General features: G+C 68.1%; 27 protein-coding genes, 1 tRNA gene and 2 pseudogenes. 15 read left to right on the top strand and 15 right to left on the bottom strand.

Annotation, left to right across the window (positions count from 1 at the left end):
• Window positions 1-107 precede the first annotated feature (107 nt).
• Together BMX17_RS03875 and BMX17_RS03870 are read left to right on the top strand one after the other, a co-directional pair.
• Entirely contained in the window at window positions 108-1,739 is a 1,632-nt protein-coding gene (locus BMX17_RS03875) for a methyl-accepting chemotaxis protein (RefSeq protein WP_092657861.1), read from the top strand.
• A 64-nt stretch (window positions 1,740-1,803) separates the two neighbouring features.
• The gene (locus tag BMX17_RS03870; protein ID WP_092657859.1) at window positions 1,804-2,415 is read left to right on the top strand and encodes a VOC family protein; all 612 of its coding nucleotides are present in this window, start codon (window positions 1,804-1,806) and stop codon (window positions 2,413-2,415) included.
• 132 nt (window positions 2,416-2,547) lie between these two features.
• On the opposite strand, the gene BMX17_RS03865 is transcribed toward BMX17_RS03870, so the two are convergent.
• Window positions 2,548-2,805: a hypothetical protein gene (locus tag BMX17_RS03865; protein ID WP_092657857.1), complete on the bottom strand. Its 258-nt coding sequence runs from the start codon at window positions 2,803-2,805 to the stop codon at window positions 2,548-2,550.
• A gap of 150 nt (window positions 2,806-2,955) precedes the next feature.
• Window positions 2,956-4,053, bottom strand: coding sequence for an NADH:flavin oxidoreductase/NADH oxidase (locus BMX17_RS03860; RefSeq protein ID WP_092657855.1), 1,098 nt, complete (start codon window positions 4,051-4,053; stop codon window positions 2,956-2,958).
• Between the two features lie 110 nt (window positions 4,054-4,163).
• Here BMX17_RS03860 and BMX17_RS03855 point away from each other — a divergent pair, with 110 nt between their 5' ends.
• The 4 genes from BMX17_RS03855 (at window position 4,164) to BMX17_RS03840 (ending at window position 8,962) form a co-directional block, all read left to right on the top strand.
• Window positions 4,164-4,769: an SAM-dependent methyltransferase gene (locus BMX17_RS03855; RefSeq protein ID WP_092657853.1), complete on the top strand. Its 606-nt coding sequence runs from the start codon at window positions 4,164-4,166 to the stop codon at window positions 4,767-4,769.
• Between the two features lie 99 nt (window positions 4,770-4,868).
• On the top strand, window positions 4,869-6,005 hold the full coding sequence (locus tag BMX17_RS03850; RefSeq protein ID WP_092657852.1) for an acyl-CoA dehydrogenase family protein: 1,137 nt from the start codon (window positions 4,869-4,871) through the stop codon (window positions 6,003-6,005).
• 84 nt (window positions 6,006-6,089) lie between these two features.
• Window positions 6,090-7,274 (top strand): MFS transporter, encoded by a 1,185-nt coding sequence (locus BMX17_RS03845; RefSeq protein ID WP_092658452.1) that lies wholly within the window; start codon window positions 6,090-6,092, stop codon window positions 7,272-7,274.
• A 77-nt stretch (window positions 7,275-7,351) separates the two neighbouring features.
• A complete protein-coding gene (locus BMX17_RS03840) occupies window positions 7,352-8,962 on the top strand; it encodes a spermidine synthase (RefSeq protein WP_092657850.1) in 1,611 nt (536 codons plus the stop codon).
• Here BMX17_RS03840 and BMX17_RS03835 read toward each other — a convergent pair.
• From BMX17_RS03835 to BMX17_RS03820, 4 genes are all read right to left on the bottom strand, one after another.
• Complete coding sequence (locus BMX17_RS03835; protein WP_092657848.1) at window positions 8,959-9,153, bottom strand: hypothetical protein; 195 nt, start codon at window positions 9,151-9,153, stop codon at window positions 8,959-8,961. The two genes, BMX17_RS03840 and BMX17_RS03835, sit on opposite strands and share 4 nt — an antisense overlap.
• Before the next feature lie 100 nt (window positions 9,154-9,253).
• Window positions 9,254-9,997 carry a 7-cyano-7-deazaguanine synthase QueC gene (gene queC / locus BMX17_RS03830; RefSeq protein WP_092657846.1) on the bottom strand — a complete coding sequence of 248 codons (744 nt, stop codon included), beginning with the start codon at window positions 9,995-9,997 and terminating at the stop codon, window positions 9,254-9,256.
• A gap of 19 nt (window positions 9,998-10,016) precedes the next feature.
• Complete coding sequence (locus BMX17_RS03825) at window positions 10,017-10,841, bottom strand: 7-carboxy-7-deazaguanine synthase QueE (RefSeq protein ID WP_092657844.1); 825 nt, start codon at window positions 10,839-10,841, stop codon at window positions 10,017-10,019.
• Window positions 10,841-11,302: a 6-pyruvoyl trahydropterin synthase family protein gene (locus BMX17_RS03820; protein ID WP_092657842.1), complete on the bottom strand. Its 462-nt coding sequence runs from the start codon at window positions 11,300-11,302 to the stop codon at window positions 10,841-10,843. Before BMX17_RS03820 ends, BMX17_RS03825 begins: the two co-directional genes overlap by 1 nt.
• Window positions 11,303-11,438: 136 nt before the next feature.
• Between BMX17_RS03820 and BMX17_RS03815 the strand changes: the two genes are divergently transcribed.
• A complete protein-coding gene (locus BMX17_RS03815) occupies window positions 11,439-14,354 on the top strand; it encodes a PAS domain-containing protein (protein WP_170845321.1) in 2,916 nt (971 codons plus the stop codon).
• A 2-nt stretch (window positions 14,355-14,356) separates the two neighbouring features.
• Here BMX17_RS03815 and BMX17_RS03810 read toward each other — a convergent pair whose 3' ends face one another.
• Entirely contained in the window at window positions 14,357-15,421 is a 1,065-nt protein-coding gene (locus tag BMX17_RS03810) for a sensor histidine kinase (protein ID WP_092657838.1), read from the bottom strand.
• A 40-nt stretch (window positions 15,422-15,461) separates the two neighbouring features.
• Window positions 15,462-16,709: a hypothetical protein gene (locus BMX17_RS03805; RefSeq protein WP_092657836.1), complete on the bottom strand. Its 1,248-nt coding sequence runs from the start codon at window positions 16,707-16,709 to the stop codon at window positions 15,462-15,464.
• An 87-nt stretch (window positions 16,710-16,796) separates the two neighbouring features.
• Here BMX17_RS03805 and BMX17_RS03800 point away from each other — a divergent pair.
• Both BMX17_RS03800 and BMX17_RS25875 read left to right on the top strand, forming a co-directional pair.
• Window positions 16,797-17,561, top strand: a pseudogene (locus tag BMX17_RS03800) (hypothetical protein).
• Window positions 17,534-17,956: a hypothetical protein gene (locus BMX17_RS25875; RefSeq protein WP_092657834.1), complete on the top strand. Its 423-nt coding sequence runs from the start codon at window positions 17,534-17,536 to the stop codon at window positions 17,954-17,956. The pseudogene BMX17_RS03800 and the gene BMX17_RS25875 overlap by 28 nt, the downstream one beginning before the upstream one ends.
• A gap of 18 nt (window positions 17,957-17,974) precedes the next feature.
• Here the strand turns inward: BMX17_RS25875 and BMX17_RS25870 are convergent, their stop codons facing one another.
• Complete coding sequence (locus BMX17_RS25870; RefSeq protein ID WP_170845319.1) at window positions 17,975-18,139, bottom strand: hypothetical protein; 165 nt, start codon at window positions 18,137-18,139, stop codon at window positions 17,975-17,977.
• Window positions 18,140-18,302: 163 nt separating this feature from the next.
• Between BMX17_RS25870 and BMX17_RS03790 the strand changes: the two genes are divergently transcribed.
• The 5 genes from BMX17_RS03790 to BMX17_RS03770 all read left to right on the top strand — a co-directional run bounded on the left by BMX17_RS03790 (window position 18,303) and on the right by BMX17_RS03770 (window position 22,177).
• Window positions 18,303-19,331 carry an ABC transporter ATP-binding protein gene (locus BMX17_RS03790; protein ID WP_092658451.1) on the top strand — a complete coding sequence of 343 codons (1,029 nt, stop codon included), beginning with the start codon at window positions 18,303-18,305 and terminating at the stop codon, window positions 19,329-19,331.
• Window positions 19,328-20,128 carry an ABC transporter permease gene (locus tag BMX17_RS03785; RefSeq protein ID WP_092657832.1) on the top strand — a complete coding sequence of 267 codons (801 nt, stop codon included), beginning with the start codon at window positions 19,328-19,330 and terminating at the stop codon, window positions 20,126-20,128. The genes BMX17_RS03790 and BMX17_RS03785 overlap by 4 nt, the downstream gene beginning before the upstream one ends.
• A gap of 36 nt (window positions 20,129-20,164) precedes the next feature.
• The gene (locus BMX17_RS03780; RefSeq protein WP_092657830.1) at window positions 20,165-20,467 is read left to right on the top strand and encodes a DUF7861 family protein; all 303 of its coding nucleotides are present in this window, start codon (window positions 20,165-20,167) and stop codon (window positions 20,465-20,467) included.
• Between the two features lie 60 nt (window positions 20,468-20,527).
• Window positions 20,528-21,250 carry a profilin-fold protein gene (locus BMX17_RS03775; protein ID WP_092657828.1) on the top strand — a complete coding sequence of 241 codons (723 nt, stop codon included), beginning with the start codon at window positions 20,528-20,530 and terminating at the stop codon, window positions 21,248-21,250.
• Window positions 21,251-21,361: 111 nt separating this feature from the next.
• Complete coding sequence (locus tag BMX17_RS03770) at window positions 21,362-22,177, top strand: hypothetical protein (protein WP_092657826.1); 816 nt, start codon at window positions 21,362-21,364, stop codon at window positions 22,175-22,177.
• Between the two features lie 2 nt (window positions 22,178-22,179).
• Here the strand turns inward: BMX17_RS03770 and BMX17_RS03765 are convergent, their stop codons facing one another.
• From BMX17_RS03765 to BMX17_RS03755, 3 genes are all read right to left on the bottom strand, one after another.
• A complete protein-coding gene (locus tag BMX17_RS03765) occupies window positions 22,180-22,434 on the bottom strand; it encodes a DUF7577 domain-containing protein (RefSeq protein ID WP_092657824.1) in 255 nt (84 codons plus the stop codon).
• Between the two features lie 251 nt (window positions 22,435-22,685).
• Window positions 22,686-22,758: transfer RNA gene (locus BMX17_RS03760), tRNA-Gln, on the bottom strand.
• Window positions 22,759-23,178: 420 nt separating this feature from the next.
• Window positions 23,179-23,889, bottom strand: coding sequence for a homing endonuclease associated repeat-containing protein (locus tag BMX17_RS03755; protein WP_211611283.1), 711 nt, complete (start codon window positions 23,887-23,889; stop codon window positions 23,179-23,181).
• Between the two features lie 26 nt (window positions 23,890-23,915).
• On the opposite strand from BMX17_RS03755, the gene thiE reads away from it, so the two are divergent.
• A complete protein-coding gene (gene thiE / locus BMX17_RS03750; RefSeq protein ID WP_092657822.1) occupies window positions 23,916-24,554 on the top strand; it encodes a thiamine phosphate synthase in 639 nt (212 codons plus the stop codon).
• A 41-nt stretch (window positions 24,555-24,595) separates the two neighbouring features.
• Here thiE and BMX17_RS03745 read toward each other — a convergent pair whose 3' ends face one another.
• The 3 genes and pseudogenes from BMX17_RS03745 to BMX17_RS25000 form a co-directional block, all read right to left on the bottom strand.
• Window positions 24,596-24,883 (bottom strand): hypothetical protein, encoded by a 288-nt coding sequence (locus BMX17_RS03745; protein WP_092657820.1) that lies wholly within the window; start codon window positions 24,881-24,883, stop codon window positions 24,596-24,598.
• Between the two features lie 72 nt (window positions 24,884-24,955).
• On the bottom strand, window positions 24,956-26,887 hold the full coding sequence (locus BMX17_RS03740; RefSeq protein WP_092657818.1) for a PAS domain S-box protein: 1,932 nt from the start codon (window positions 26,885-26,887) through the stop codon (window positions 24,956-24,958).
• Between the two features lie 23 nt (window positions 26,888-26,910).
• Window positions 26,911-26,996, bottom strand: a pseudogene (locus BMX17_RS25000) (IS6 family transposase); the annotation flags it as partial.

Here is a 26,996-nt window from a genome sequence, read left to right as displayed (position 1 = left end):
GTCCGGGAACGTGTTACTGTGCCAAGATATCAACCCTGATAACCACGCCCGAGCGTTTTAGCCACTGTGGCTGAACAGGGGGATAGTATAGTGGAGTTGCTCGATCTATGACAGCCACACGTTCGACGAGCGTTTCAGAGCGGATCATGACCTGGTTTGGGTCGATCGCGGTGCAGATCGAGCCGTACTTTCCGGCGGTCGTCCGGCGGAACCTCGGGGCCCGGTTGCTCGGGATGGCGGTCCTGTCGCTCGGGATCAGTCCGTTCGTGTTCGGGCTGACAGTCGAGGACCCGTTGCTCGCGGCGCTGGGCGTCTCGGCAGTGACCATCCTCACCGGCTTTCTCGCCTACGCGGAGATGTACCACTCGCTGGTCGTCCTCGACCGGAAAGTCGGCGAGGTCGACGACGGAACCTACGACATCACCTTCGACGTGGACCGCTACGACGAGATCGGGCGCGTATTCGACTCGCTCGAACGGACCGCCAAGTCGCTGGGCGAGACCATCGACGAGTCGGAACGGGCACGCGAGGAGGCAGAAGACGCCAGCGCCAGGGCGCGACAGGCACAGGCGGAGGCCGAGCAGGCCCACGAGGAGGCACAGGCGCTCGCGGCCGACCTGGAGTCCCGGGCCCGCGAGTTCGGCGAGGTCATGGCGGCGGCCGCCGACGGCGACCTGACCCGCCGACTGGACACCGACCAGGACAGCGAGGCGATGGCCGAGATCGCGACCGCGTTCAACGAGATGGTCGACGAACTGGAATCGACGGTCGTCCGAATCCGGGAGTTCGCCGTCACTGTCGACGAGGAGAGCGGCACCATCGCCGAGGAAAGCGACCGCGTGACCGACACCAGCCAGTCGGTGAGCCAGACGGTCGAACGGATCGCGGAGGACGCCGAACGACAGCGCGAGAGCGTCCAGCAGGCCGCCGACGAGCTGACGAACCTGTCGGCGACCATCGAGGAGGTGGCGTCCTCGACCGACGAGATCGCCGACCAGTCCGAGGCGGCTGCCGCCCTCGGCGAGGAGGGCCGCGAGCGTGCGACAGACGCCGTCGAGAAGATCACTGCCGTCGGGGAGGCGGCCCGGACGGCCGTCGAGGAGATCGAAGCGCTCCGGGCCGAGATGGACGAGATCGAGTCGATCGTGGACCTGATCGACGACATCGCCGAGCAGACGAACATCCTCGCGCTGAACGCCTCCATCGAGGCCGCCCGCGCCGGCGAAGCGGGGGAGGGGTTCGCCGTCGTCGCCGACGAAGTCAAGCAACTGGCGACCGAGACCGCCGAGGCGACCGAGGAGATCGAGGGACTCATCACGGACGTCCAGACCGCGACGGAGACGGCGGTGACGGACATCCGCCGGGCCGACGACCGCATCGACGAGGGCGTCGAGGCCGTCGAAGAGACCGCCGAGACGCTGGGCGACATCGTCACCCACGTCGAGGAGACCAACGACGGCGTCCAGTCGATCGCGACGACGACCGACGATCAGGCGGCCTCCGCCGAGGAGGTCGTCGCGATGGTCGACGACGTGGGGGGAATCAGCGAGGAAACCGCGACACGGGCCGACGAGGCCGCCGACGTGACCCGCGAACAGACCACCGCCGTCAGCGGTGTGCGTGACGACGTGACCGGCCTGTCCGAGCGCGCCCGGGACCTGCGTGACCTGCTCGACGCGTTCACCGTCACCGACGACACACAGCCAGAGGGTCACATACAAGGCGTCCTCTCGGAGTGACCCCCGGGCCGACAGGGGCCGGATCGCCGACAGGCCCAAGCGAATCCCGCCCGTACAGGGGACCATGGCAGACGACACCCCCGACGTGACCGCGGACCTCCCGGACAGCCCCATCCACACCACCGGCACCGACCACATCACGCTGGTCGGCAGCAACGAGGAGGACACCATCGAATTCTACCGCGATCTCCTGGGGATGCCGCTGGTCCTGCGCCAGCCCAACCTCGACGACCCCTCCTCGACCCACCTGTTTTTCGACACCGGCGACGGTCGTATCATCACCTTCTTCGTCGGCGACCGGCCCTCGAACCAGCAACCGCCACGGGGCGGCGTCGGCGGCGTCCACCACCTCGCCCTGTCGATCGACCCCGAGCGGTTCGTCGAGATTCGCGAGGCCCTCGACGACGCCGACCGCCACTACAACGAGTTCGATCGGGGCATCTTCCACTCGCTGTACACCCGCGACCACAACGGCTTCCTCCTGGAACTCTCGACCGACAAGTTCTCGATCCCCGACGAGCGCAAGGGCGAGGTGCTCGCGACCGCCCAGCGCATCCGCGAGGAAGCCGGCGCTGACTTCGCCCGCGAAGAGGACGTGGAAGCGGCCCTCAACGAACTCGGCATCGAGTACGACAAGGTGGAACTGCCGGACGCGCCGAGCGGGTCGAAGTTCTGAAGCAAGACAGAGACGCCCAGTCGAAAATGTGAGCGACGTGGCGCGCTGAATCACGGATCTATCCGACTCCCGCCAGGAACGACGTGCGAGACTTAGAGCGTGTCTTTGGCGAACGATCCACGTAAGACAGTCTCACTGTAGTTCCTTCACACCTAGTACTTCTGCCTGGAACTTCGCATCTTCTGTCTTTGTTAACTCAATTTTCGCTTGATGAGTTCGCTCATTGTGGTTCTTTGAATAATACTCTGCAATTTCTGATTCACCAATGCCCATCGTGTTCGGGTTCAAAAACCCGGTGTCAACTGCACTGATTGCTTCCGTGTATTCGTCTACTGCACGTTCAACCGCTCTCTTCACCGCATCATGTGCATCAATATCGGTAGCAGACATCCTACACTATAGCTCCGAAAGCCAATTTTATAAATTCTATTTTATTATAAAATCCATAATATTTTTAAATAGTCATTCGTTTGGATTAGCACCCTGTTTTGGGGATGCGATCATGGCGGAACGTGTGCCCGCCCAAAATAAGCGACCGATTCAGAACGCCCGGTGGTACTGCGGCGGCACGTCCACCTCGTCGTCCCGCCCCAGTTTCTGTGCGGCGTGGAGCGTGAAGTACGGATCGCGCAGGTGTTCGCGGCCGACGATAGCGAGGTCGGCCCGTCCGTTTCGCACGAGGGAATCGGCCTGTTCGGGCGTCGTGATCCCGCCGACGGCTCCGACCTTCAGGTCGGTGTCGACGCCCTCCCGGACCCGGCGACCGTACCGGATCTGGTAGCCGGGGCCACCGGACGGGATCTGCTGGTCGGGGTGGATGCCACCCGCCGAAACGTCGATCAGGTCGACGCCGGCCTCGCTGGCCCGGTCGGCGAAGCGGATCGAGTCGTCGACAGTCCAGGACTCCCGGTCGGGGAGCCAGTCAGTCGCGGAGATACGGACGAAGACGGGTTTCTCGTCGGGCCAGACCTCGCGGACGGCCTCGATGACTTCGAGGGGGAACCGGATGCGGGACTCGAAATCGCCGCCATAGGCGTCCTCGCGGGTGTTCGTCACCGGCGAGAGGAACTCGTGGAGGAGGTAGCCGTGGGCGGCGTGGACCTCGGCGATCTCGAAGCCCGCGTCGAGCGCGCGGCGGGCGGCGTCGGCGAAGGCATCGCGCACGTCCGCGAGGTCGGCCTCGGTCATCGCACGGGTCGGCGGCGCGTCGTCGTCGTAGGGGTAGGGCTCGTCGGTCGGCGCGAGGGTCTCCCAGCCGCCCTCCTCGGGCTGGAGGGGGTCGTGGCCCTCCCACGGGCGGGACGTGGCGGCCTTCCGGCCGGCGTGGGCGAGCTGGATCCCGGGCCGGCTCCCCTGCTCGCGGACGAAGTCGGTGATGTCGGCGAGGGCGTCGGCGTGGTCGTCGCTCCAGATCCCCAGGTCCTCGGGAGAGATGCGACCCCGGAGTTCGACGGCGGTGGCTTCGGTCATCACGACGCCCGCGCCGCCGACGGCACGGCTGGCCAGATGCTGGAAGTGCCAGTCCGTCGCGAGGCCGTCGCGGGCGTCACAGGAGTACTGGCACATCGGCGAGACCATCACGCGATTGGAGAGTGTCGTTTCCGAGAGCGGCAGCGGCGTAAAGAGGTCGTCGGTCATCACGAACTGGACGTGTCTGCCGGGGAAAGCGCCGACGCTCGCGGCGAGACGGGCCGGTTCCGGAACCGCCGACCCCGGCCTTGACGGTGCCGGCGGCCCTCGGTTCTGGTATGTCGAACTGGGACGAGCGGTTCCGCGCGGGCGAGTACCCGCAGGACCCCGAGCCCGATCCGTTACTCGAACGTGCCGTCGACGCCTTCCCCGAGGGCCGGGCGCTGGACGTGGCGACGGGGACCGGCCGCAACGCCGTCTTCCTCGCCGAGAAAGGCTACCGCGTCGACGCCCTCGACCAGTCACGGGCGGGGCTAGAGATTACCCGCGAGAACGCCCGCGAGCGAGGTGTCGCCGACCGGATCGAACCGATCCAGACCGACGTACCGAGCCACGGGTTCCCGGCATCGGCGTACGCCGTGATCACCATCAGCTTCTACCGGGCCATCGACCGCCTCTCGGACATCAAATCTGCGTTAGAGCCCGGCGGCTACCTGTTCGTCCAGCACCACCTCCGAACCGCGGATCCGGTCGCGCTCGGCCCCAGCACGGACCGCTACCGCTTCGCCGCCAACGAACTCCTGCGGGCCTGTCTGGATCTCACAGTGGTCCACTACGACGAGCGCACCGAACGCCGCGACGGCCGGCGGGGCGCGACCGCCCGCGTGCTGGCCCGCAACTCGACCGGACAGCGCCAGTCCTACCCGGAAATTTCGATGGCCTGAAAAGAGGTTTATTTACAGACAGCTTCGAAGCCGAGTGTATTCTTAACACCGTAACCTGATGCCGGAATATATTTTACAGGACAGGCATTAGGGTGGCGTATGTCGTTCCAGCTATCGGACGAACACCGCGCGATCAGGAAGGCCGTTCGCGAGTTCGGCGAGGAGGAGATGCAGCCGGTCGCCAAAGAGCACGACCAGAACAAGGAGTATCCCGAGGAGATCCGGCGGAAGGCCGCCGAGGCCGACTTCGTCGCGCCGAACATCCCTCTGGAGTACGGCGGTGCGGGGATGGACAAGCTGTCCTCGACCATCGTCACGGAGGAACTCTGGCGGGCCGACCCCGGCATCGGGAGCGCCGTCGGCTCGGCCGGCTTCGGGACGGACATGATCGTCGAGTACGGCGACGAGTGGATGAAAGAGGAGTACCTGCCGCCGATCGCCAACGGTGATTCGGCGTCCTGTTCGATGATCTCCGAGCCGGCCCACGGGAGCAACGTCGCCGGCATCGAGACGAAAGCCGAGAAAGACGGTGACGAGTGGGTCATCAACGGCAACAAGATGTGGATCACCAACGGCACCGTCGCCGACGTGGGCGTCTGCATGACCAAGACGACACCCGGCGAGGGTCACGGCGGCATCACCGCCTTCCTCGTGCCGATGGACACCGACGGCGTCCAGACCGAGAAGATCGACAACAAGCTCGGCATCCGCGCCTCGGATCTGGCGGAGGTCGTGCTGGACGACGTGCGCGTCCCGGAGGACAACGTGATCGGCGAGGTCGACAAGGGCTTCTACCAGCTGATGGACTTCTTCGCCTCCGGCCGGACCAGCGTGGCCGCCCAGGCCGTCGGTGCGGCAGAGGGAGCCCTCGACGCCGCCATCGAGTACGCCAGCGAGCGCGAGCAGTTCGGCCAGACAATCGACGGGTTCCAGGCCATCCAGCACAAGCTCGCCGAGATGGCGACCAACGTCGAGGCCGCCCGCTCGCTGACCTACCGCGCCGCGAGTACGGTCGAGGCCGGCCGTGACCAGACCGCCGCGAAGTTCGCCAGTATGGCGAAGCTGTTCGCCTCCGAACACGCCGTCGACGTGGCCGACGAGGCCATCCAGGTCCACGGCGGTGCGGGCTACGTCACCGACCACCCGGTCGAGCGCTACTACCGCGACGCCCGGATTACCAAGATCTACGAGGGCACCAGCGAGATCCAGAAGAACATCATCGCCGACCGGCTCTAGAACGAGTCACCCAAGTTTTTCCGGAGGCTGAGCCGAGTCGTGACGACACGCGACGAGTCGCTGTTCGCCGGCTACGGCGGTCGGATGCTCGGCAGTCTCGCCCTCGCCTGGGCGGTCCTCCAGCTCGGCCGCTTCCTGCTCTCGCCGCTTTTACCCGCCATCATCGACGACCTGGGCATCACCACCGTGACCGCCGGGTTCGTCCTCGGCGGGTTTCAGGCGGTCTACGCGGTCGTCCAGTACCCCAGCGGTCGGCTCTCGGACCGATTCTCCCGGGCGGCGCTGATCGTCCCCGGTCTCGCGGCGCTGACCGCCGCCTGTCTGCTGCTCGCGAGTGCCGTCTCACCGCTCCTGTTCGCCGGCGGCGCGCTCGCGCTCGGACTCGGGAAGGGGCTGTACGCCATCCCGTCCCGGGCCCTGCTGTCGGACCTGTTCGTCGAGCGCCGCGGGCAGGCGCTCGGGCTGTACGCCGCCGGGACCGACGTGGGCGGTGTCCTCGCCTCGCTCGCGGCGCTGGTGGTTACGGGCGCCGGCGCGGCCGGGCTCGGCCCCGTGGGCACGCTCGTTCCGACCGTTCCGGGTCTCAGCTGGCGGGCCCCGTTCCTCCCCGTGGCCGTGGCGCTCTTCGTCCTCGGCGTGGTCTACGTCCGCTGGAACCGCGATCCCTACCGGCTCGGCCGGATGGACCTCGGGCTCGGCGCGACCGTGCGGCGGCTCGGGGCGACCCGTGGCCAGCGGGAAGGGCTCGTGGCCTTCTCGATTTTCTTCTTCGTCGTCGGCGCGTGGGTCAACTTCCTGCCGACCTACCTCGCACAGGGGAAGGGCACGAGCGAGGCGCTGGCGGCGGGGCTGTTCGCGGTCATGTTCGTCGTCGGCATCGGTGCGAAGCCGCTGGCCGGTCTCGTCTCGGACCGGTTCCCCCGCCGGGCGGTCGGTGTTGCCGGCCTCTCGCTGGCCGTGGTGGCGCTTTCCGGCCTCGTCCTCGCGTCGGCGCTGTGGGCCGTGACCGGTGCCATCGTCCTGTTCGCCCTGGGCTACAAGTCGCTGTTCCCGGTCACCGACGCCGTGTTGCTCGACGCCGCACCCGACGACAACACCGGCGGCGACCTCGGCGCCGCCCGGGCGCTGTTTCAGGGCGCCGGGGCGTTCGGTCCCGTCTACATGGGGTCGGTCGCGGCCGTGGCCGACTACACCGTCGCCCTCACCGGCCTCGCGGTCTGCCTGCTGGCGAGCGCCGGATTGCTGGCTCGTGGGCTGGTCCGAGCGTGACGATCGGAGCGAGTGGTACCGGCGACCCACCGAGCCGTCCGCCGAACTTTAGACGCTGCTCGCCATAGCAACTGAGAATGAGTGCGCTGTCCCAGCGGGTCTCGGGGCGGGTGTCGAGTCCGGAACTGGCGGTGTTCGTCTCCGGCGTCGTCAGCATGGGCCTCGAGATCCTGGCGGGCCGGATGGTCGCCCCGCAGTTCGGGAGCAGCATCTACACCTGGGGGTCGATCATCGGCGTCTTCCTGGCCGCGCTGAGCCTGGGCTACTATCAGGGTGGGAAGCGAGCGAGCCGGCGGGCCACCGAGGAGCGACTCGTCCGGATCCTGCTGGCGACGGGTGCGTTCGTCGCCGTCCTCATCCTGGCCGGCGACCTCCTGCTGGCGGGCCTCTCGGGATTCCCCCTGCCGCCGCGGTTTGCCTCTCTCCCCGCGGTGACGGTGCTTTTCGGCCCGCCGACCTACCTGCTGGGGTTCATCAGTCCCTACGGCGCGGAACTGTCCAGAAAGGAGAGCAAAGGCGCGGCCTCGGGGCACGTCTACGCGGTCGGGACCATCGGGAGCATCGTCGGCGCGTTCGGCGCGACCTTCCTGTTGATTCCATCACTTTCGGTGTCGCTGATCGGGCTGGTGTTCGGCCTCCTGCTCGTGGGCACGTCGCTGGTGATCCTCGCACCGACGTTCCCGCGGCGGACGGTGCTGGCGACGGCGTTCGTCGGCGTGTTGCTGGTCGGCGCGGTCGCGGTGCCCTCGGCGGGCTATTCGGTTCGCGGCGAGACCGTCTACCAGACCCAGACGCCGTATCAGGAACTCGTCGTCGCGGACCTGGGCGACACCCGGACGCTGTATCTGGACGGCCAGCCCCACAGCGCGATGGACCTGGAGTATCGGAACCGCCACGTCTTCGAGTACACTCGCTACTTCCACGTCCCCTTCCTGCTGGCCGACTGGCCCAACGAGACGACCACGAACGCGCCCCACCGCTCGGGCGACATCGACCGCGTCCTCTTTATCGGCGGGGGCGGGTTCACCGGCCCCAAGCGGTTCGTGAACGACTACGACGTGACCGTCGACGTGGTGGAGATCGACCCCGAGGTGATCCGCGTGGCGAAAGCGCACTTCGGCGTCGAGGAAGGGCCGAACACGAACATCTACAACGCCGAGGGCCGGGAGTTCCTCCGGAACACGGACGAGACCTACGACCTGATCGTACTGGACGCCTACAAGAAAGACAAGGTACCCTTCCAGCTCACCACGCGGGAGTTCATGCAGTTGACCGCCAACCGACTCGACGAGGACGGCATCCTGCTGGCGAACCTGATCTCCGCGCCGACGGGGCCGGCCTCGCAGTTCTACCGCGCGGAGTACAAGACGATAAATCAGGTGTACCCCCAGGTGTACAGCTTCCCGACGACCGGCGGGTCGGTCGTCCAGAACATCGAGGTGGTCGCGACGAAATCCGACGAGCGGGTCAGTCAGGCCCAACTGGAAGCCCGCGACGAGCGTCGGGACATCGGGATCGGACTCTCGACGGAGTTGGCCGACTACCAGGCCGAGGTCGAGACCGGCGACGTGCCGGTCCTCACCGACGACAGGGCGCCGGTGGACGCGCTGCTGGAGCCGATGGCCGGACGGCGGTACGTCGTCTCACAGACCGGGCCGGGTGGGAACGCGACGGCCGGCGCGGGCTAGTGCCGCGCGGGGACGCGCTGGGAGGCGACGCGGTAGAGCCGCACGAGGACGACGCCGAGGACGAGCGCGCCGACGACGGCGAGCAGAACGCCGATCGCGGGACTGACGAACTCGTAGAGGGCGGCGGCCGCGATGAGATCGACCGCGGACAGGGGGAGGGCACGCAGAGCGGGGCGGAGGGTCGACGGCATCACCAGAACTATCCACGGATGGTCTCATAAATCTCCTCGATTGACAAACAGGCGTTGTAGTTACCGAGTGCTTGCGAGAAGGGCGTGTGGCGTCGCCCGCTCAGTCGGCGTAGTCGGGACGCTCGGCGTAGTCGATCGGGTCTTCGACGCCGCAGTTCTGGAAGGCCTCTAGCCGGAAGGCACAGGCGTCACAGGTGCCACAGGCCGGCGCGTCGTCGCGGTAACAGCTCCAGGTCAGGTCGTAGGGCACGCCCAGTTCCAGGCCGCGCTCGGCGATGTCGGTTTTCGACCACTCGACGAACGGCGCGACGAGGGCGATCTCCGTGTCGGGTTTCGTCCCGGCGTCGATCACGGTCTGGAACGCGTCGAAGAAGGCGGGCCGGCAGTCGGGGTACCCCGAGAAGTCCTCGCTGTGCGCGCCGATGAACACGGCCTCGCAGTCGTTGGCTTCGGCGTAGGAGACGGCCATCGCGAGCAGGTTCGCGTTGCGGAACGGGACGTAGGAACTCGGGATCTCGTCGCTGTCGGGATCGGCGTCGTCGACCTCGATCTCGTCGTCGGTGAGGCTGGAGGCACCGATGGCCGCGAGGTGGCCCGTCTCGACGTGGAGAAAGTTCGGGGCCGCGATCTCGGCGGCCAGCGCCTCGGCGCACTCGCGTTCCCTGTCTTCGGTCTCCTGCCCGTAGGAGGTGTGCAGGAGGTAGGGGTCGTAGCCGCGGTCGATGGCCTCGTAGACGGCGGTCGCGCTGTCCATCCCGCCGGAGACGAGGATCACGGCGCGGCGGTCACGGTCGGTGGTCGATGCGTCGGCGGTCGAGTCGTCGGGTGGTGTGTCTTCGGTCATGGGTCGGTGTGGCGATCGGTCAGGTCCCGGGCGCGTCGTTCCAGAGGTCGACGTGGAGCCGAGGGGTGTAGCGGTAGCCCCGTTCGAGGGCCAGTTCGGCGACGGTCCCGCGGGTCCCGTCGAGTGCGTCCCGGGTCGTCCCCTCGGGCATCAACAGCACGTCGGTGTCGGCGACGGTGGCGCTGGCGGCGTCGCGGACGCGGTCGACCAGCTGGTCGATCTCGGCCATATCGTCGGGACCAGTGACGACGAACTTCAGCTGGGTGTCGTAGGTCTCGACGAGTCGGGCCAGCGCGTCCAGATCGAGCCGGTCGGCCTCGTGGCGCTCTGCGGCCGCGGCGTCGACCGGTTCGCCGTCGGGGCGGGGCGTCCCCTCTGCGACCAGATCGGCCGAGGGCGTACTGCTCGCCAGTTTCGGGCTGACGCTGGCGAGGTCGATGGGGGCGTCCCGGTAGATCGTCCCGTTGGTCTCGACGGTGGTGTGATAGCCCGCGGCGTCGAGGCGGTCCAGCAGGGTTACCGATTCGTCGTGCATGAGGGGTTCGCCGCCCGTGAGGACGACGTGGTCGGCCCCGTAGTTCTCGACCTCGGCGACGATCTCGTCCAGACCGAGCCAGGCGTGGGACGGCTCCCAGGAGGTGTGATAGGAGTCACAGAACCAGCACCGGAGGTTACAGCCGCTGGTACGGACGAACACGCTCGGGACGCCCGCGAGTCGGCCCTCGCCCTGCAGGGAGTGGAACAGTTCGTTGATCGGGAGGGCATCGTCGGCGGACGGGTCGGCTCCGTCGGACCCGGCGTCGTCCTCGCTGGCCGGGTCCGCGGGGTCGGCGTCGACCGGCATCAGTACCCCGCACAGAGTTCGCCGGTCTCGGCCACCTCGACGGCCACGTCCGAGACCGTGTCGGGGAGGCGTTCGGCGAGTCGGCGTTCGAGGACGACGCTCATCACCTCGGCGGTCGGCGGGTGATCGAGGACGACCAGTGCGTCGCCGTCGCCGCTTTCCTCGAAGGCCTCGACCAGCGGATCGTCCCGCTCGACGAGGAAGCGGTGATCCCACTCGGAGATTATCTGAGTAATATCGCCCTTGTCGACGACCCACCCTTCTTCGGTCAGGTCGCCGGTCACGGCCACGCTGATCTCGTAGTTGTGACCGTGTGGCCGCGCACACTTCCCGTCGTGATGCCGGATTCGATGGCCCGTACTGATGCGAATCGGCCGATCCCGGCCGACGTGTAGCGTCCGCTCGCCCGCGTCCGTGAGAGCGTCGGCGTCGCGTCGCTCCCCTGCGACGGTATCGGTCATACCACAGGATTACCGGGCGAATACAAAAAGGTATCTTCCACGGTCCGGGGCGGCGTCCAGCGCCGTCCCCCCGATTCGGTATCAATTGTGGTAACGGCGGCGAACGCTGATGTACGTCGGGGTCCTGTGTCCAGTAATGACGGTACCGGAGTCGGTATCACGCGAAATACTCCCGGAAGCGGTCGTCTACTACGACGAGCGGTATCCGGTGGCGGCCGAGGCGTTGCGGCGCGGACTCCGGTCGTTGTCGTCGCTGTCGGTCGAGCAGTTCGGGCCACTCGACGAGCGGGGCCCCACACCCGAGGACGGGCGGTTGACGCTCGTGTTCACCGATACCGTGCCGGATCACGGCGGGCTGACCGATCGGCCCGCGATCTGGGTGACGACGACGGCGGACGTGGTGACGGCCGGGATCGAACGCGGCGTCACGGACGTGTTCAACTGGGAACCCGCGGACGGCTGGGAGATGCTCGAGGTGAAGCTCCAGCATCGGCTGGACGAGCGCCCACGGTCGGCCGACGAGCGAGCGGTGCCCGAACAGGCACTCCAGCGGATCAGTGACGGGGTGCTGGCACTGGACGACGAGTTCCGGATCACCTACCTGAACAACGCGATGGCGTCGGTCCTGCAGGACGTGGACGGCGACGTTCGCGGCGATCCGTTCTGGGAGCACCTCTCGCCGACCATGGCCGAGCAGCTCCGGCCGGCGCTCGAAGGGGCGATGGCGGAGGGTGCGACCGTCACGACGGAGGTCCAGACGGCGGCGACCGAACAGTGGTTCGAGGTGACCGCCTACCCCTCGGCCGAGGGGCTGTCGCTGTACGGCCGGGAAGTCACCGAGCGCAAAGAGCGCGAGGCCCAGCAGGCCCGCTACGAACACCTGGTCGAGACCGTCGGTGACGCCGTCTACATCCTCGACCCGGCGGGCCGGTTCACCTTCGTCAACGACGCCCTCTGTGAGATGACGGGGTACGACCGCGAGGAACTGCTCGGCTCGTCGGTCCACATCATCAAAGACGACCAGACCGTCGCCGAAGCCGAGGACGCGCTCCGTGACCTGCTCCGGAAACAGGCCGACCACGAGGGGATGCCCATCGCCAAACTCGACGTGGAACTGATCACCAAGGACGGCAAGCGCCTTCCGGCGACCGATCGGATGACCCTCCGCCCCCTCTCGGAGGACGGCGAGTTCACCGGGACCGTCGGGACCCTCCGGGATATCAGCCGCCAGCGCCGCCGCCAGAACATCCTCAGCGGGATCCTCGAAAGTACGCAGGACATGATGGCCGCGACCACGACCGACGAGGTGGCCAAACTCGTCGTCGAGACCATCCGCGAGGTCTTCGAGTTCGATCTGGCCGCCGTCCGCGAACACGACTCCGAGACCGACCAGCTCGTGCCCATCGCCACCTCCGAGGCGGTGGCGGGCGTGATGGGCGAGCGCCCCGACTACGACCCCGACGAGGGACCGGTCGGGACCGCCTACACCGAACAGCGACTCGTCGTCCGCGATGATCTCGGCGAGCAGACCGACGACTACGACCGCGGCGGGATCGATATCGGCGGCTACTGCCCGCTCGGCGAGCGACGCACGCTCAGCTTCGGCACCCGCGACGACGAGGCGTTCACCGACGACGAACTCCGGCTGGTGGAACTGCTCGCCGAGACCGCCGCCGCGGCCTTCGAGATGGTCACCCGCGAGGAGGAACTCCGCCGCTACGAGGCCGTCGTCGAGGCCGCCGAGGACAAGCTGTTCACGCTCGATGCCGACGGGACGATCACGCTCGCGACCGACCAGTTCGCGACCGCCGTCGGGTACGACCGCGAGGCGCTAACCGGCCACGACATCGGGAAGTTCGTCCCGGAGGCGATCGCCGCCGAAATCGCCGATCTGGACCGCCCGACCGACGTGGAGACCGACCTCCGGAGCCGTGACGGCGACCGCGTCCCCAGTCGGATTCGGACGGCCCCGTTCTCCAGTGCCTACGGGGACGGCGTCGTCGGCACGGTGCGGGATCTCTCGGCGTTGCGGTCGGCCCAGCAGGCCGCCTCGCGCAACCGCCAGCGGTTCACCGAACTGTTCGAGACGCTGTCCGATCCGGTCGCCGACGTGGAGTACACCGACGACGGCGCGGTCGTCAGCCGGGCCAACGCCGCCTTCGCCGCCCTCTGTGACGAGACCGACCGCTACCTCACCGACCGGCCCCTCGCGGACGTGCGGTCGGCCGTGCCCGACGGCGTCGCCGAGGCCATGGCACCCGTCACGACGCCGGGCGCGAGTATCGAGCGCGAAGTGACCACCCAGACCGGCACCGAGCGCAAGCAGTACATCCTCAAGACGGTGCCCTACGAGAGTGCCGACGGCCAGCGAGCGTTCGTCGTCCTGACCGACGTGACCGATCTGGCCCAGCGCGAGACCCACCTGCAGGTGCTCCACCGCCTGCTCCGGCACAACCTCCGCAACGAGACGACCGTCATCCAGGGGTACGCCGAGACGCTCCTGCAGAGCGACACCAGCGACCGGATCGACGAGTTCGCCCAGCGGATCTTCGAGGCGAGTTCGTCGCTGGTCGACGCCTCCGACACCGCCCGGACGATCCAGCGCGTCCTCCGGATGGACGGTGACGAAGTGACCTCGATCCCCGTCACGGAGGCCGGCGAGCAAATCCGAGAGGAGGTCGTTGCGGGCTACCCCGAGGCCGGCCTCACGACCGCGACCGACGGCACCGTCGCCTTTAGCCACCACCTGCTGGTCGGGATCGAGGAACTCGTCGAGAACGCCGTCGAGCACGGCGACCGGACGAGCGTCGAGGTCGAGCTCGCGGACGGGCCGAGCCCGGACACCGTCACCATCCGGGTCAGCGACGACGGCCCCGGCCTCCCCGAGTCCGAGTGGGACGTGGTGGCCGGCGACCAGGAGATCACCCAGCTCCAGCACACCCAGGGACTGGGACTGTGGCTCGTGCGCTGGGTCGTCGACAAACACAGCGGCGAGCTGACGCTCGAAGAGAACGAGGGCGGCACGACGGTCGCGATTACGCTCCCGCGGTGATCTCAGTCCGCGAACTCGACGCCCTCGAAGACGAACCGCGCACCCGTGTCGTCCCCCTCGCGGTCGGCCGCGGTGACAGACCAGCCGTGTGCCTTCGCGATCTCGGCGACGATGGCCAGTCCGATCCCGGAGCCGTCGGGGTCACCGGACTCGCCCGGCTCGAACAGCCAGTCACGGTCACCCTCCGGCAATCCAGGCCCGTCGTCCGCGACGACGAAGCCGTGGTCGATGGTGTCGACCCGGACCGAGACCGACCGGTCGCCGTGTTCGACCGCGTCATCGGGAGCTTGCGTCCGGGGACTCGTGGACCCGTGTTCGACAGCGTTGCGAAAGAGGTTCTCGAAGAGTTGCCGGAGCCGACGCGGATCGGCGACGACGGCCGCGTCGGCCGCGACGGTGAGGTCGGCGTCGCCGGTCTCGACAGTCGACCAGGCGTCGTGAGCGACGGTGGCGAGCGAGGCGGGTTCGGGTTCACCGACCATCTCCCCCTCCCGGGCTAGCGTCAGGAGGTCATCGATGAGGATTTCCATTCGCGAGAGGGCGCTGTCGATCATCTCCAGTTCGTCGCTGTCGCCGTCGGCACGCAGGAGTTCGAGGTAGGAGTGGGCGACGTTCAGCGGATTGCGGAGGTCGTGGGCGACGATGCCGGCGAAGGTGTCGAGCCGCTCGTTCTGTGCTTCGAGTTCGCGCTCGCGGGCCCGAAGCTCCGACCGATCGCGGATCGTCCCGAAGTTGTACGGCGTGCCGTCGATCCGGCGGCGGGTCGTCACCGTCGAGACCGGGACCGTCCGCTCCCCCACCGCGTGTTCGGTGTCTGCGGCCCGGGTCTCACCCTCCGAGAACGAGTCCCAGTAGTCGTCGAATCGGTCGGCTTCGAGTTCGGTCGCGACCGACCAGACGGGCCGGCCGACGAGGTCGTCGCGAGTGGTCTCCAGCAGATCCGCGTACGCGGCGTTGACGTACCGAAACACCCCTTCAGCGTCGTAAATCGCGACGCCGACACCGACCGCCTCCACCATCTCCTCGAAGACGGCCGGGTCGAGATCGCCCGAGTAGGAACTGGACATACGGTCGAGTCGGCTCGTGGCCACATTAGTTGCCCGACCGTTATCGGAACCGGGCGAGCGGCTCCCGGAGCGCCCACTCGTCGGTCTCGGGATCGAGGGTCGCGGGCTCCACACCCGTCGTCGTGACGAGCCCGGCGTGGTACAGCATCGTCTTCAACTGGAACACGGTCGGCGAGTGGTACACGCCGCCCTCGGTCAGCGCGTCCCGCCGGAGATCGCCCTCGGCGGTGAGGACCCGCTGGCGCACGTCGTCGGTCCCCCGGAGGAACAACTCGACGGTGAACGTCGGGTGCGTCCCGTGGCAGTACTCGACCAGTTGCACCAGCGACGGCTCGGGCTGGCCGTCGTCGGCCAGCCGCTGGAGCCGCTCGACCAGCAACTGCGTGGCGGGGTACTGGTAGACGACGCGACGAGTGAGCTGGCCCCAGCGCGGCGCGAGGTCACAGAACCGCGTGCGCGAGCGTTTCCACTCGCGGAACTGTTCGAGCGCCGCGTCGACGCTCCCGTACTCCCGGAGGGCGAACCGGACGACTTCCTCACCCAGCGCGGTCAGCCGCGTGTCGGTGGGTCGGTCCTCGATCAGGTCGAGGAAGGTCGCGCCGGCCCGGGCCGCGTCGGTCGCGCCGACGACCCGCTCCTCGATCAGGGCCTCGGTGTCGCCCTCGTGGACCAGCGCCAGCGGGTAGGCGAGGTAGTTCTTCGGGTGGTTCAGCCCGAAGTTCCGGTCGGCGACGCCCTGTGCGCTGGCCTGGAAGCGGATGGCGTCGGCCTCACCGGTCGGCCGCGCGCCCACGACGCGGGGCCGGACTTCCGGCGTCACCGCCCCGTCCTCGGCGACGGCCAGAATCCCGACGTTCAGCTCGCGGGCCAGCGTCCGCGCCGACTGTGGGATCGAGCCCGCGGGCGCGGCGACCATCGCGACGTTGGCCTCGTGCAGTCGGTCGTACGCCTGGACGATCCCCCGCTCCACGTCGGCGGTCCCCGTCGTCGTCCGTCCCTTCGCCTCGACGGCCAGCAGGGGCGGGCGGTCGCCCACGCGGTCGACCGCCAGCAGATCGTTTTCGACCGCGGGGACCCCCACCAGATCGGGGTAGCCCGACCCCACCCGTACGTGGTTGAACGGGGCGAGCAGGGCCTGCACGTCGGGGTCGATCGGCTGGTCGTCGATCCAGCGATTCTGGGCGAACTGGGTGTCGACGACGGCGTAGGCATCGGTGCCGTCCTCGGGGAACAGGCGCGCTTTCGCGCCCGCGAGGACGTGCGGTTCCGTCAGCGCCGCGGTTGCCATGGCCAACCTTCGGCGAGTCCCGACTTGAAGACTGGGACCGCTCGCCGGGCACGCAACGTTTGTGCCGGCCCGGCCCCTGGATGGGGTATGTCGACTGCCGACGACCACCGGGCACGGGCCGTCGCCGCGCTCGCCGAACGGGAGTACGAACGGGCCGGTGACGCGTTCACGCGAGCCGCGTGGGCGTGCCTGGCGGAGCCACGGGAGGGACAGGACCCGTTCGAGGCCGACGAGAACGGCTGGGTCGGGAACGGCCTCGCGTCGTTCGTGATCGCCGCGGTCGCCTACCGCGTCGCGGACCGGCCCTCGCCAGCCACCCACCGCGGCGTGGAGGGGGTCGCAGTCGCCCGCGATCTCGACCGGGCGCTCGATCACCCGGTCCAGCGGGCCTGTCTCGACGAGCTCGTCGCGGACTGTCGGGTCGCCGGCGGGCTGGACGACGCCGCCACGGCCTACGACGAGGCCGCCGAGGCCTACGAGGCGGCCGCCGAGACGGTCGACAGTCCCCAGCGCTAGGGGACGACGCCGCTGTTCGAGGCCGCCGCCGCGCCGCTCCAGCAGACGGCCCGGAGCGTGGCCGACGGCGAGATCGCCATCGCCTGGGAAGACCTCCACGGTCCGGACCCGTCCGATCCCGGCCGGTTCCTCGCCCACCGGGCGCGGTACAAGCGCCAGCGGTTCCCCGAACTCGTCGAGCGCGTCGTCGCCGACGGCCATCTGGCCGCACCCCGGGGCACCACCGAGTACGGCAACGCGACTTACCGCTGTCCGGCCTGTGCGGCGACGGACGTGAACTGGGTCGCCGGCCAGACCCTCTGTCTGCGGTGTTCGACGCCGATGGCCGAACGGTGACCGACCCGCCCGCCGCGGCGGGTGCCACGCTCCGGCGCGACGGCGTGCTGGCCGGCGGTGCGCTGGTGGCCCTCATCGCCGCCGGCACGCTGATCGGCGGCGACCCGTTCCTCGATCCGCGAGCCCCCGTCGTCGGCGTCGGCGGGGCGCTCGCCATCGAGGCGGCCTTCCTCCGCTATCCCGACCGACTGCTCGCACTGTGGGCGCGGCCGGCGGTCGCGCTCGTCGGCGTCGGTGCGGTGGCCGGCCTCGGCGTGCTGGCGCTGTGGCGCGTGCCGTGGCTCCTCGGCGCGCTGACGTGGGGACTGATGACCTATCTCGTCCTGTTAGCCTGTGTTCTCCTCGGGGTCGGGAACCCGCTGGCGGCGCTGCCGGGACTTGGTGATCGGGAGTGAAAGTCGGTGCGAGACGCCTCAGGAGAGCTCCGGGACGATGGGTGCGTCGCGTTCCGCGAGTACCACTTTGCCGTTCGATGCCGTCTCCGCGCGCCCGCCGTCGGGCTGGACGCGTCGCGTGGGCGTCTCCGGAACCATCGGGGCTGGTCGACCGTCGGCGTCTGTCCGCTGTCGATCTGTCATTGTGGTACTCACGGACTTCCGTCCGTACACCAACGTGAGACATCCGGGATAATAAACCTCATGGTCTTTCATTACGTTAGTGAATCCCTACCACACAGCGGGCTTCTTTTCTCCGTGCCACACGTACGGGCGCGCAGTGACCAGCCGACAGGGAACGGCCGGGGTGAGCGCTCGGCCGGAGACAGCGAGCGATGGCGAGGAAGTACGGGACGGCGACGCGCCCGCGGCCATCGCCGTCGAGGGGCTCACCAAGCGGTTCGGAAGCGGTGACGACGCCGTCACGGCGGTCGACGACGTGTCGGTCCGGATCGAACCGGGCTCGGTCGTCGGCCTGCTCGGCCCGAACGGGGCCGGGAAGACGACGACGATCAAATCGATCCTGGGAATGGTGGTGCCCGACGCGGGCCGTGTCCGGATCCAGGGGATCGACGTGGCCGAGGACCCCCGGCAGGCCTACGCCCACGTCGACGCGATGCTGGAGGGCGCGCGCAACGATTACTGGCGGCTCACCGTCCGGGAGAACCTGCGCTACTTCGCCACCATCGGCGGCGTCGCCCCCGACTCCGTGGCCGACCGCCACGACCGCCTGCTCGACCAGTTCGACCTCGCAGAGAAGGCCGACGTGCCCGTCCGGAACCTCTCGCGGGGCATGAAACAGAAGGTGTCGCTGGCCAGCGTCCTCGCCAGCGACGCCGACGTGGTCTTTCTCGACGAGCCCACGCTAGGGCTAGACGTGGAGAGTTCGCTGACCCTGCGCCGGGAACTCCGACGGATCGTCGAGGAACGCGGGCTGACAGCCGTCATCAGCAGCCACGACATGGACGTGATCGAGGCCGTCTGTGACCGCGTAATCATCATGAACGACGGCCGAATCGTCGCCGACGACACCGTGGCGAACCTCCGGCAGGGCTTCGAGACCAGCGCGTTCCGACTCACGAGTCCCGACCTCGACGCCGACACGCTGGCGGCCGTCCGCGACCGCTTCGACGTGACCGACGTGACCTCCCGGGACGGAACCACCACCGTCGAAGTCGCGACCGACAGCGACGGGTTCTACGAACTGGCCGCCCTGCTCCGGGAGCGGAGCGTGACCCTCACCAGCGTCGCGACGGTCGAACCGGACCTGGAGGACGTGTTCGTCGAGTTGACCGGCGAGGGCAAAACCGGGCGCACTGGCGGTGGCTCCCGATGAGCGACGCACCCGCCGGGAGCCGCCCCGCCGGCTACCTCGATCTGGCGAAGGCGGTCCTCTACCGCGAGTATCTGATCTTCGTCCGCTATCCCGCCAACGCGGCCGGCGGCCTCGTCTTCTCGCTCGTCTTTTTCGCCTTGCTGTTCTACGGCGGGCGGATGCTCGCCGGGCAGGCGCTCACCGACTCCATCGAGGGCATCGTCGTCGGCTACTTCCTGTGGACCCTGTCGGTCGGCGCGTACTCCTCGATCTCGAACGACATCGGCAGCGAGGTCCAGTGGGGCACCCTCGAACGACACATCATGACCCCCTTCGGGTTCGCCCCCGTCGCCCTGCTGAAAGGCGTCGCGAAGGTCGTCCGCACCTTCCTGATCTCGACGGTGATCCTCGCGGTCATGCTCGCGATCACGGGGACGACTCTCCAGTTGCACCTCCTGACGACCGTCCTCGTCGCCGTCCTGAGCATCACCTCCGTGCTGGGGCTGGGCTTCGCCGCCGGCGGCGTCTCGGTGCTGTACAAACGCATCGGCAACTGGCTCAACCTGCTCCAGTTCGGCTTCATCGTCCTGATCTCGGCCCCCGCGTTCGATCTCGGCTGGACCCGCTTCCTGCCGCTGGCCCAGGGGAGCGCGCTCCTCCAGCGCGCCATGATCGACGGCACCCGCCTCTGGGAGTTCCCGCTCGTTGACGTCGCCGTGCTGGTCGGGACCGCAGTCGGCTACCTCGGCCTGGGTTATTTGATTTTCCAGCGCGCGACCCGCCGGGCGCGACGGCTCGGGGTGCTGGGCGACTACTGAGAGAGACTCTTGAGCCAGCGACCCCAATGGACCGGTGTGAACCACGACCGGATCCACGCCCGCGAGCCGACCCACGACCGGTGGGCGACCGGTGGGCGACGTGACCGACGGGAGCGTCGCCGAAAGAGCGAGCGGGCCAGCGGCCCGCGAGCAGGCCGGATCACCGCCCTCGACGAGCGGGACGGCCACTGCGTGGTCACCGTCGACGACGACGGCACCGACATCGACCTGCTCGTCACGGTCGCCGTCCGGGACCTGTTCGTCTCCCGCCTCGATATCTCCCCGGGCGCATCCCCCGTGGGCGAACGAGTGTGGTACCGCAAGAAAAGCGACCTGTGACCCGCGTCGCCGACCGCCGCGAACACAGCCGTTATGCCCGCCGGCCCCCTCCCGTCGGTGATGACCGGCTGGCCCGACATCGACCCGACGGACGCCGAGGCAGTGGCCGACCGCCGCGACGACGTGATGGCCGCGGTTCGCGACCACGCGGGGCAGATCGCCTACGCCCTCGCACGCCTCCAGGGCGGCGACTACGGCCAGCGCACCTTCGACACCGACGGCGGTGCGTGGACGGTCAAGTACGAGGCCGGCGACCTGCAGTACCTCCGGTTCGACCCGAAATCGGGGAGCGAAATCTACGTCGTCTCGACGAAACAGCCGCCCGAACCCGAACCGCTGGCGACCGCGCTGGCCGACTACGACGCCTTCGTCGCCGCGTTCGACGAGCACGTGACGAGTCTGGAAGGGATCCTCGACGACGCGCCCACCGAGTTCCCAGCCCCCGCACCCGTGGACGGCGTCGTCGCCGAGCGTGACCGCATCGTGAGCGCGATCCGTGACACCTGCGACGCCATCGCCCGCGCCCTGCAGCGGTACGAGGGCGGCGATTACGGCACCTTCAGCGTCCGCGTCGACGGCACCCGCTGGGAACTCAAGTGGGACGAGGACGGGACCTCGTATCTCCGCGTCGGCGGCGAGGGCGGCATCTACCTGCTCTCGCAGTACGCTCCACCCGCCGCGCCCGACCTCCGGGAGTACGCGCCACAGTTCTCCGGGTTCGTCGAGGCCTACAACGAGCACGTCGCCGACCTCGAATCCGACCTCGCGACCGTCTCGCTGTAACGGTCCGGGCAGCCACCCACAGCTCCCCACCGACCCCTTTCTTTCGCGGCTGGTTGTCGGAAACTGGGAACACACGACTCGTTGATGCCCGTCCGACCCGTCAGTCAGGGTATGCCCCCCGCACAGACCGATCCGGCGGCGACGCTTTCGGTCGCACGCTATCTCGGCTATCTGACCGTCGTGGCCGCCGCCGGCTGTTTGCTCTGGTATCTCAGGCAGTACGCGCGGCAGATTCTGGCTGGCCCCTACCGCGAGCGGTGGCGCTACCTCGCCGTCGGCATCGGCGCGGCCGCCGTCTACGGCCTCGCAGGCATCGCCGAAACCGCCGGCGTCGCCCCCGCCGACTCCTTCCGTCGCGGCGCGACGCTGTTCGTGTTCCTCTTTGCCGCCATCGGCGTCCGGGCCATCCACCGCTCGGTCGGCGGCCCGGCACTGCTCAGCGACGAGACCCTCCAGTGGGTCGGCCCGACGTTCGTCGCCGGTTTCGTCGCCGCCTGGTGGCTGACCTACCTCTTCGCCAGCGCCACCGCCGTCGCCGGCCTCGAAGTCGTCGGCCTCCTGCTGGCCACCGTCTACACTCTCTACCACGCCGTCGGCACCGTCCGCGCCGAGGAGGGGACCAGCATCGCCGCGTTTACCCGGCAGTTCACGCCGGCGTTGCTCGCGTTCGCCGTCGTCGCCGTCGCCGACCACACTGTCGCGCTCTCGCTCCCCGGCGCACCGCTCGGCGACGGCCTCGGGCTCGTCAGCACCGTCCTGGCCGGCGCGTTCCTGTTTACCACCGCCGTCGCCATCCGCCAGCAGGGCGGCGAGGTTCAGCGCCTCTACGACCCGACGACCTGGCGACGGGCCGGCGAGGACGGGCCAGCGGCGCGAGACCCGTCAGCCGAGGACCCGCCGGCCAACGAACAGCCGGCCGACGACTGATCTCAACAGAGCGGCGTCTCGCACTGCCGACAGAAGGAGAAGGCCGGCCGGTTTTCGGTTCCGCAGTTCAGACACTGCACCTCGTCGTCGGTCCCGCCGAAATCCAGGTCGAGGTGTGATCCCGCACGGGACTCGGCGCGAGCGATCCCGTAGGCGCTGGTCTCCGACAGCAGCGGGTCGCCGTGTTTCCACCCCCGGTAGAGGTAGTACGGGGCGAGTGCGAGCGTCGCCACGGCGACCCAGACGAACGCGCTCATGTCTGTCCCGAGTCGATTCCCGCTTCAAAACCCGTCGGTTCACACCGATATTGCGATGGGACGACAGGCCACAGCACGGGCACAGTCGGGCTCCGGTCGTTCCTGGATGGCCGCCACGCTGTGCTGCTCGGCGGTTGGTTGCGAAGAAGTAGTCCCCACAGGATTCGAACCGGAGCCAGACTCGCTGCGTTCATCTCCCAGGGTTCGAGCCAGTGACGATGCCGTCGCTCACGAGGCGATCACGACGAGAATAGTCCATCCTGGATTCGAACCAGGGTCGAAGCCCCCAGAAGGCTTCAGGATTGGCCACTACCCCAATGGACTGTTTTGCTCCCGTCAAACCCCCGAGACGGGGGTTACGTCAACGGGCTACCTGATGGTTGGCCACTGCTGCTAATATGTGTTGCGGAGTGAGGCAACAAACAGCATTGTTACCAAACCACGACATTCCGGAATGAGCGGGACGAAAGACACCGGACAGAGCAAAGTCGGGTTCCGGACAGGTGCTTGGGCGGGAGAGGCGAGAACACAGCGGGCTCACTCGGGCAGCGGCCCCTGATAGTGTTCACGCCGATGGCAGTTCGCGCAGAGGACGATACATTTTCGAAGTTCGCCCCGGAGTTCGGTGACTGAGCAGCTGTTCGAGATGAGGTGAGAGATCGATTCGACTTTGGTTGTCCCATCGTCGTGGTGGAGATCGAGACAGCCCGGCCTGGATTCGGAACAGCGGCTACATCCCTCCTATCAATTGAATCGATGAACGGTAGCTCGCTGGCGGGCCGTAAGGTGACTTGCCGGTTCGCAGTATGTTTCGGGCGAGCTTTCCGTGTCAGCCGTAATACCGTCCGGTACGGTATGGTGTTTTAATCGGTGACAATTCGCGCAGAGTACATCGCACTTGTTCATCTCCGCCTGGAGATTCTCCCGGCTGTATCCCCAGGTGACCACTTTGGAGACCTTCATGACCTTTTGTTCGGCATCGCGATGGTGGTAGTCCAGACACGCGGGGTCGCTCTCCTCGCAGTTCTTACAGCCACGTTCTTCCTTCCGTTCGTTCACCCACAGACGTAACCGCCGCCGTCGCTCCAGTGACCGCTCGGTGTTCCACTTCCGGTTCCGGTAGTGCCAGCGCTGGTCCTGGCTCAACTCGTCCCACACCAGCCCCTCGGGCAGGTCGACGCCGTCGGGTTTCGGTGCGACCCGCGACCCTCGCGAGTGGTTCGTCTCCAGTCCGGCCAGTCGCTTGGCGTCGGTCCACCCGCCGCACTGCCGGAGAATCGTCGACGCCGCCGGCGTCAGGTCGAGTGCCTCGTACTGTGCCTTCGTCGGCGAGTCACCGAGCAACTGGGCGGCCTCCTTGAGCGCTCGAATACAGTCGTCTTCGGTGACCATCCGTCCCGCGCTGGTCCCGGCACCGTATTTCAGCGTGTGGCCGCCACCGAACCCAATCCACATGGCACCGGCGCACCGAGGATACAGCCATGAACCTCGACACGTACCTCGTGACGGCCGAGCGGCTCTCGGAAGACCGCTCCACGGTCGAGATCGTCGAGTCGGCCATCGACGGGGGGATCGATCTGGTGCAGTTGCGCGAGAAAGAAATGCCTGCACGGGACCGCTACGACCTCGGGCAGGAACTCCGCGAACTGACCCGGGCGGCGGGCGTCCCGCTGATCGTCAACGACCGGATCGGCCTCGCGGCGGCCATCGACGCCGACGGCGTCCACCTGGGCGACGAGGACCTGCCGATCGCGGTCGCACGCGAACAGTTGGGCGAGGCGGCCATCGTCGGCCGGTCGGTCTCGACGGCCGAGGCCGCCCGCGAGGCCGAGCGGGCGGGGGCGGACTACCTCGGCGTCGGTGCGGTGTATCCCACGGACTCGAAAGACACGAATCCAGAGGGGACGGAGATCGGTCTCGACCGGATCGAGGCGGTGGCCGAGGCGGTCGAGATTCCGATCGTCGGGATCGGTGGCGTGAAACCGGACAACGCCGCGGCGGTGATCGGGGCTGGAGCCGACGGCGTGGCGGTCATCTCGGCGATCACGGCGGCCGACGATCCAGCGGCGGCGACTCGTGAACTCGGCGCGGCGGTCGAGCGGGGCCGCGAGTCGAGGTGAGCGGCCGCGTGGCGGGACAGGCGTTCGGGCGGCCGAGCAGTTCACTCGGCCTCGTCGGTGGGTTCGATCTCGAAATCGGCCAGCGTGTACCCGTGACGGACGAGGCGCTCGGCGACGAACAGTTTCTTCGGGCGGTCGAGGCGGTCCCACTCCAGCTCCGCGGGCGGGTCAGTCTCGAATCGGTCGAACTGGTCGAGGACGGCCGCGTTGGCGAACCGCCCGAACTCGCCACAGGCGTCGCAGGTCCGCGAGAGGTGGGACACGTTGAACGGACGTGTAACGTCGTTGTCGAGGCAGTTCAGACAGCGGTAGGCCTGCGGGTCAGTCACGGTACGGCTAGGGGCTTGAGCCGGTTGTACCTGTGGGTCGACGGTGTATCGGCGAACCGGGAGGACCGGCCCTCACCGAAACAGGACGGTCGGAGGGCGAGCCACGTCCTCGATCGACTGGTCGTCCGCGATCGCGGGGACGCGAACGGTCGCGACGGTGCCGTCGTCCGCCTCGCGGGGCCGGACCTGAAAGGACCCACCGTAGCGCGTCACGATCCAGTTGACGAGCCAGAGTCCGAGCCCGGACCCGTGTTCGAGGGCCGTCTCCTCGCCCTGTGTGATCATGGCGGTCTCCTGTTCGCTGATGCCCGCGCCGTCGTCGGTGACGGTGATTTCGATCCACTCGTCGTCGTCGACGGCGTCGACCGCGACCCGCGGTTCGGGTGCGGGATCGTGTTTCAGGGCGTTCTCGACGAGTTCCGTGATCGCCCGTTCGAGTTCCGCCCCGGCACAGATCCCGCGGTCGGTCCGGACGGACTCCTCGACGGTCGCGTCCGGATGCCCCGAGCGGACGGCTGAGGCCACGTCGTCCAGCACCGTCGATGGATCGAGCCGGCGCGGGAGACGCTCCTGGCGGGCGTACTGTTCGAGGCGGCGGGCCTGCTCGCTCAACTCGGTGAGTCGCTCGGCGGTCGCCCGGATGCGGCCGCCCATGGCTTCCGTGTCCGGGACGGTACCCTCCTGCAGCTGATCACCGAACAGGAGGAGGGCGTTCATGTCGTTGCGCAGGTTGTGCCGGAGGACCCGGTTGAGCAACTCGATGAGTCGCTCGGTGCGTTTGCGCTCGGTCACGTCGTCCTGAAATCCCAGGTAGTGCGTCACCTCGCCGCGGCCGTTCTCGATGGGGCTGACACGGACCCGGTTCCAGAAGGGGGAGCCGTCGGCCCGGTAGTTGAGGATCTCGACGGTCACGGGCTCCCGGGCGTCGATCCGCTCGGCCAGCGTCGCGACGGTGTCGGGATCGGTCGCCTCGCCCTGGAGAAAGCGGCAGTTCTGCCCCAGCAGTTCGGCCTCGTCGTAGCCGGTCAGCCGCTGGAACCCGTCGTTGACGTAGACCAGCGAGTTGTCGCCCTCGCGGGCGTCGGCGATGGAGATGCCGATGTCGGCCTCGTCCATCGCCCGGTTTTTGATCCGGAGTTCCCGCTCGCGCTCCCGGCGTGCGGTCACGTCACGGCCCACGCCCTGCACGCCGACGACCGCGCCGTCCTCGGTGATCGGTGTGCCGTTGATCTCGAGGACTACGACCGCGTCGTCGGTGTCCAGAAACTCCACTTCGAGTGCCTCGACCGTCTCGCCGCCGAGCACCTGCGAGTAGGCCTCCATCGCCGGTTCGACCGCCGACGGGGCGAGAAACTCGGCGAAGGCGGTGCCGACCAGCGTCGCCGGCTCGTACCCCAGCACTCGTTGGACGGCGGCCGAGACGTAGGTGAAGATGCCGTCGCGGTCGATCCGAAAGAGGACGTCGAAACTCGTCTCCGCGATGCCCTCGAACCGGCGTTTCTCCTCGCGCAGTTCCCGCTCGTGGCGTCGGCGTTCGATGGCCTGGCCGATCAGCTTCGCGACCAGTTCGATGAACAACTCCTCGGCCTCGGAAAACGGTACGTCGCGTTCGTCCCGGTCGGCGAAACAGATCGTGCCGTAGACGGCGTCGTCGACGACGACTTTCGCGCCGAGGTAGGTTCCGAGCCCGAAGGTCCGGACGGCGGTGTCCGTGATCGCCGGCGAGGCTGCCGCGTCACCCACGGCCAGCGGGCTGTCGGTTTCGATCGTCCGGCGGCAGTAGGCCTCGTCGAGCGGACACGTCTCGCCCGGCTGGAGCAACTCGTGGTCGCCCGTCGCCTGGACGATCTCCTGGGCTCCGTCGTCGATCCGCGTGAGAAAGCCGATGGAGAGCCCGAGGTACTCGGTGCCGAGGTCGAGCGCGCGGTCGACCTTCTCGTCCGTCGCACGTGTCGTATCGGCGAAGACATCGTAGATCGCCTCGCGATACGAATTTTCGCCCATTCAGCACGTCTAGGGGGTAGTGTTCAGATTAGCTGATTCCATGCGAAGGCGAACGATTGGAGCCAGTCGTCGGCTGTTTCTCGCTCGGCGTTGCTGAAACAGTTTGAGA

The organism is Halorientalis persicus, assembly GCF_900110215.1.
GTDB classification, from domain to species: domain Archaea; phylum Halobacteriota; class Halobacteria; order Halobacteriales; family Haloarculaceae; genus Halorientalis; species Halorientalis persica.
Note: the sequence above shows the minus strand (reverse complement) of the source record. Positions and strands in the feature narration are given on the sequence as shown.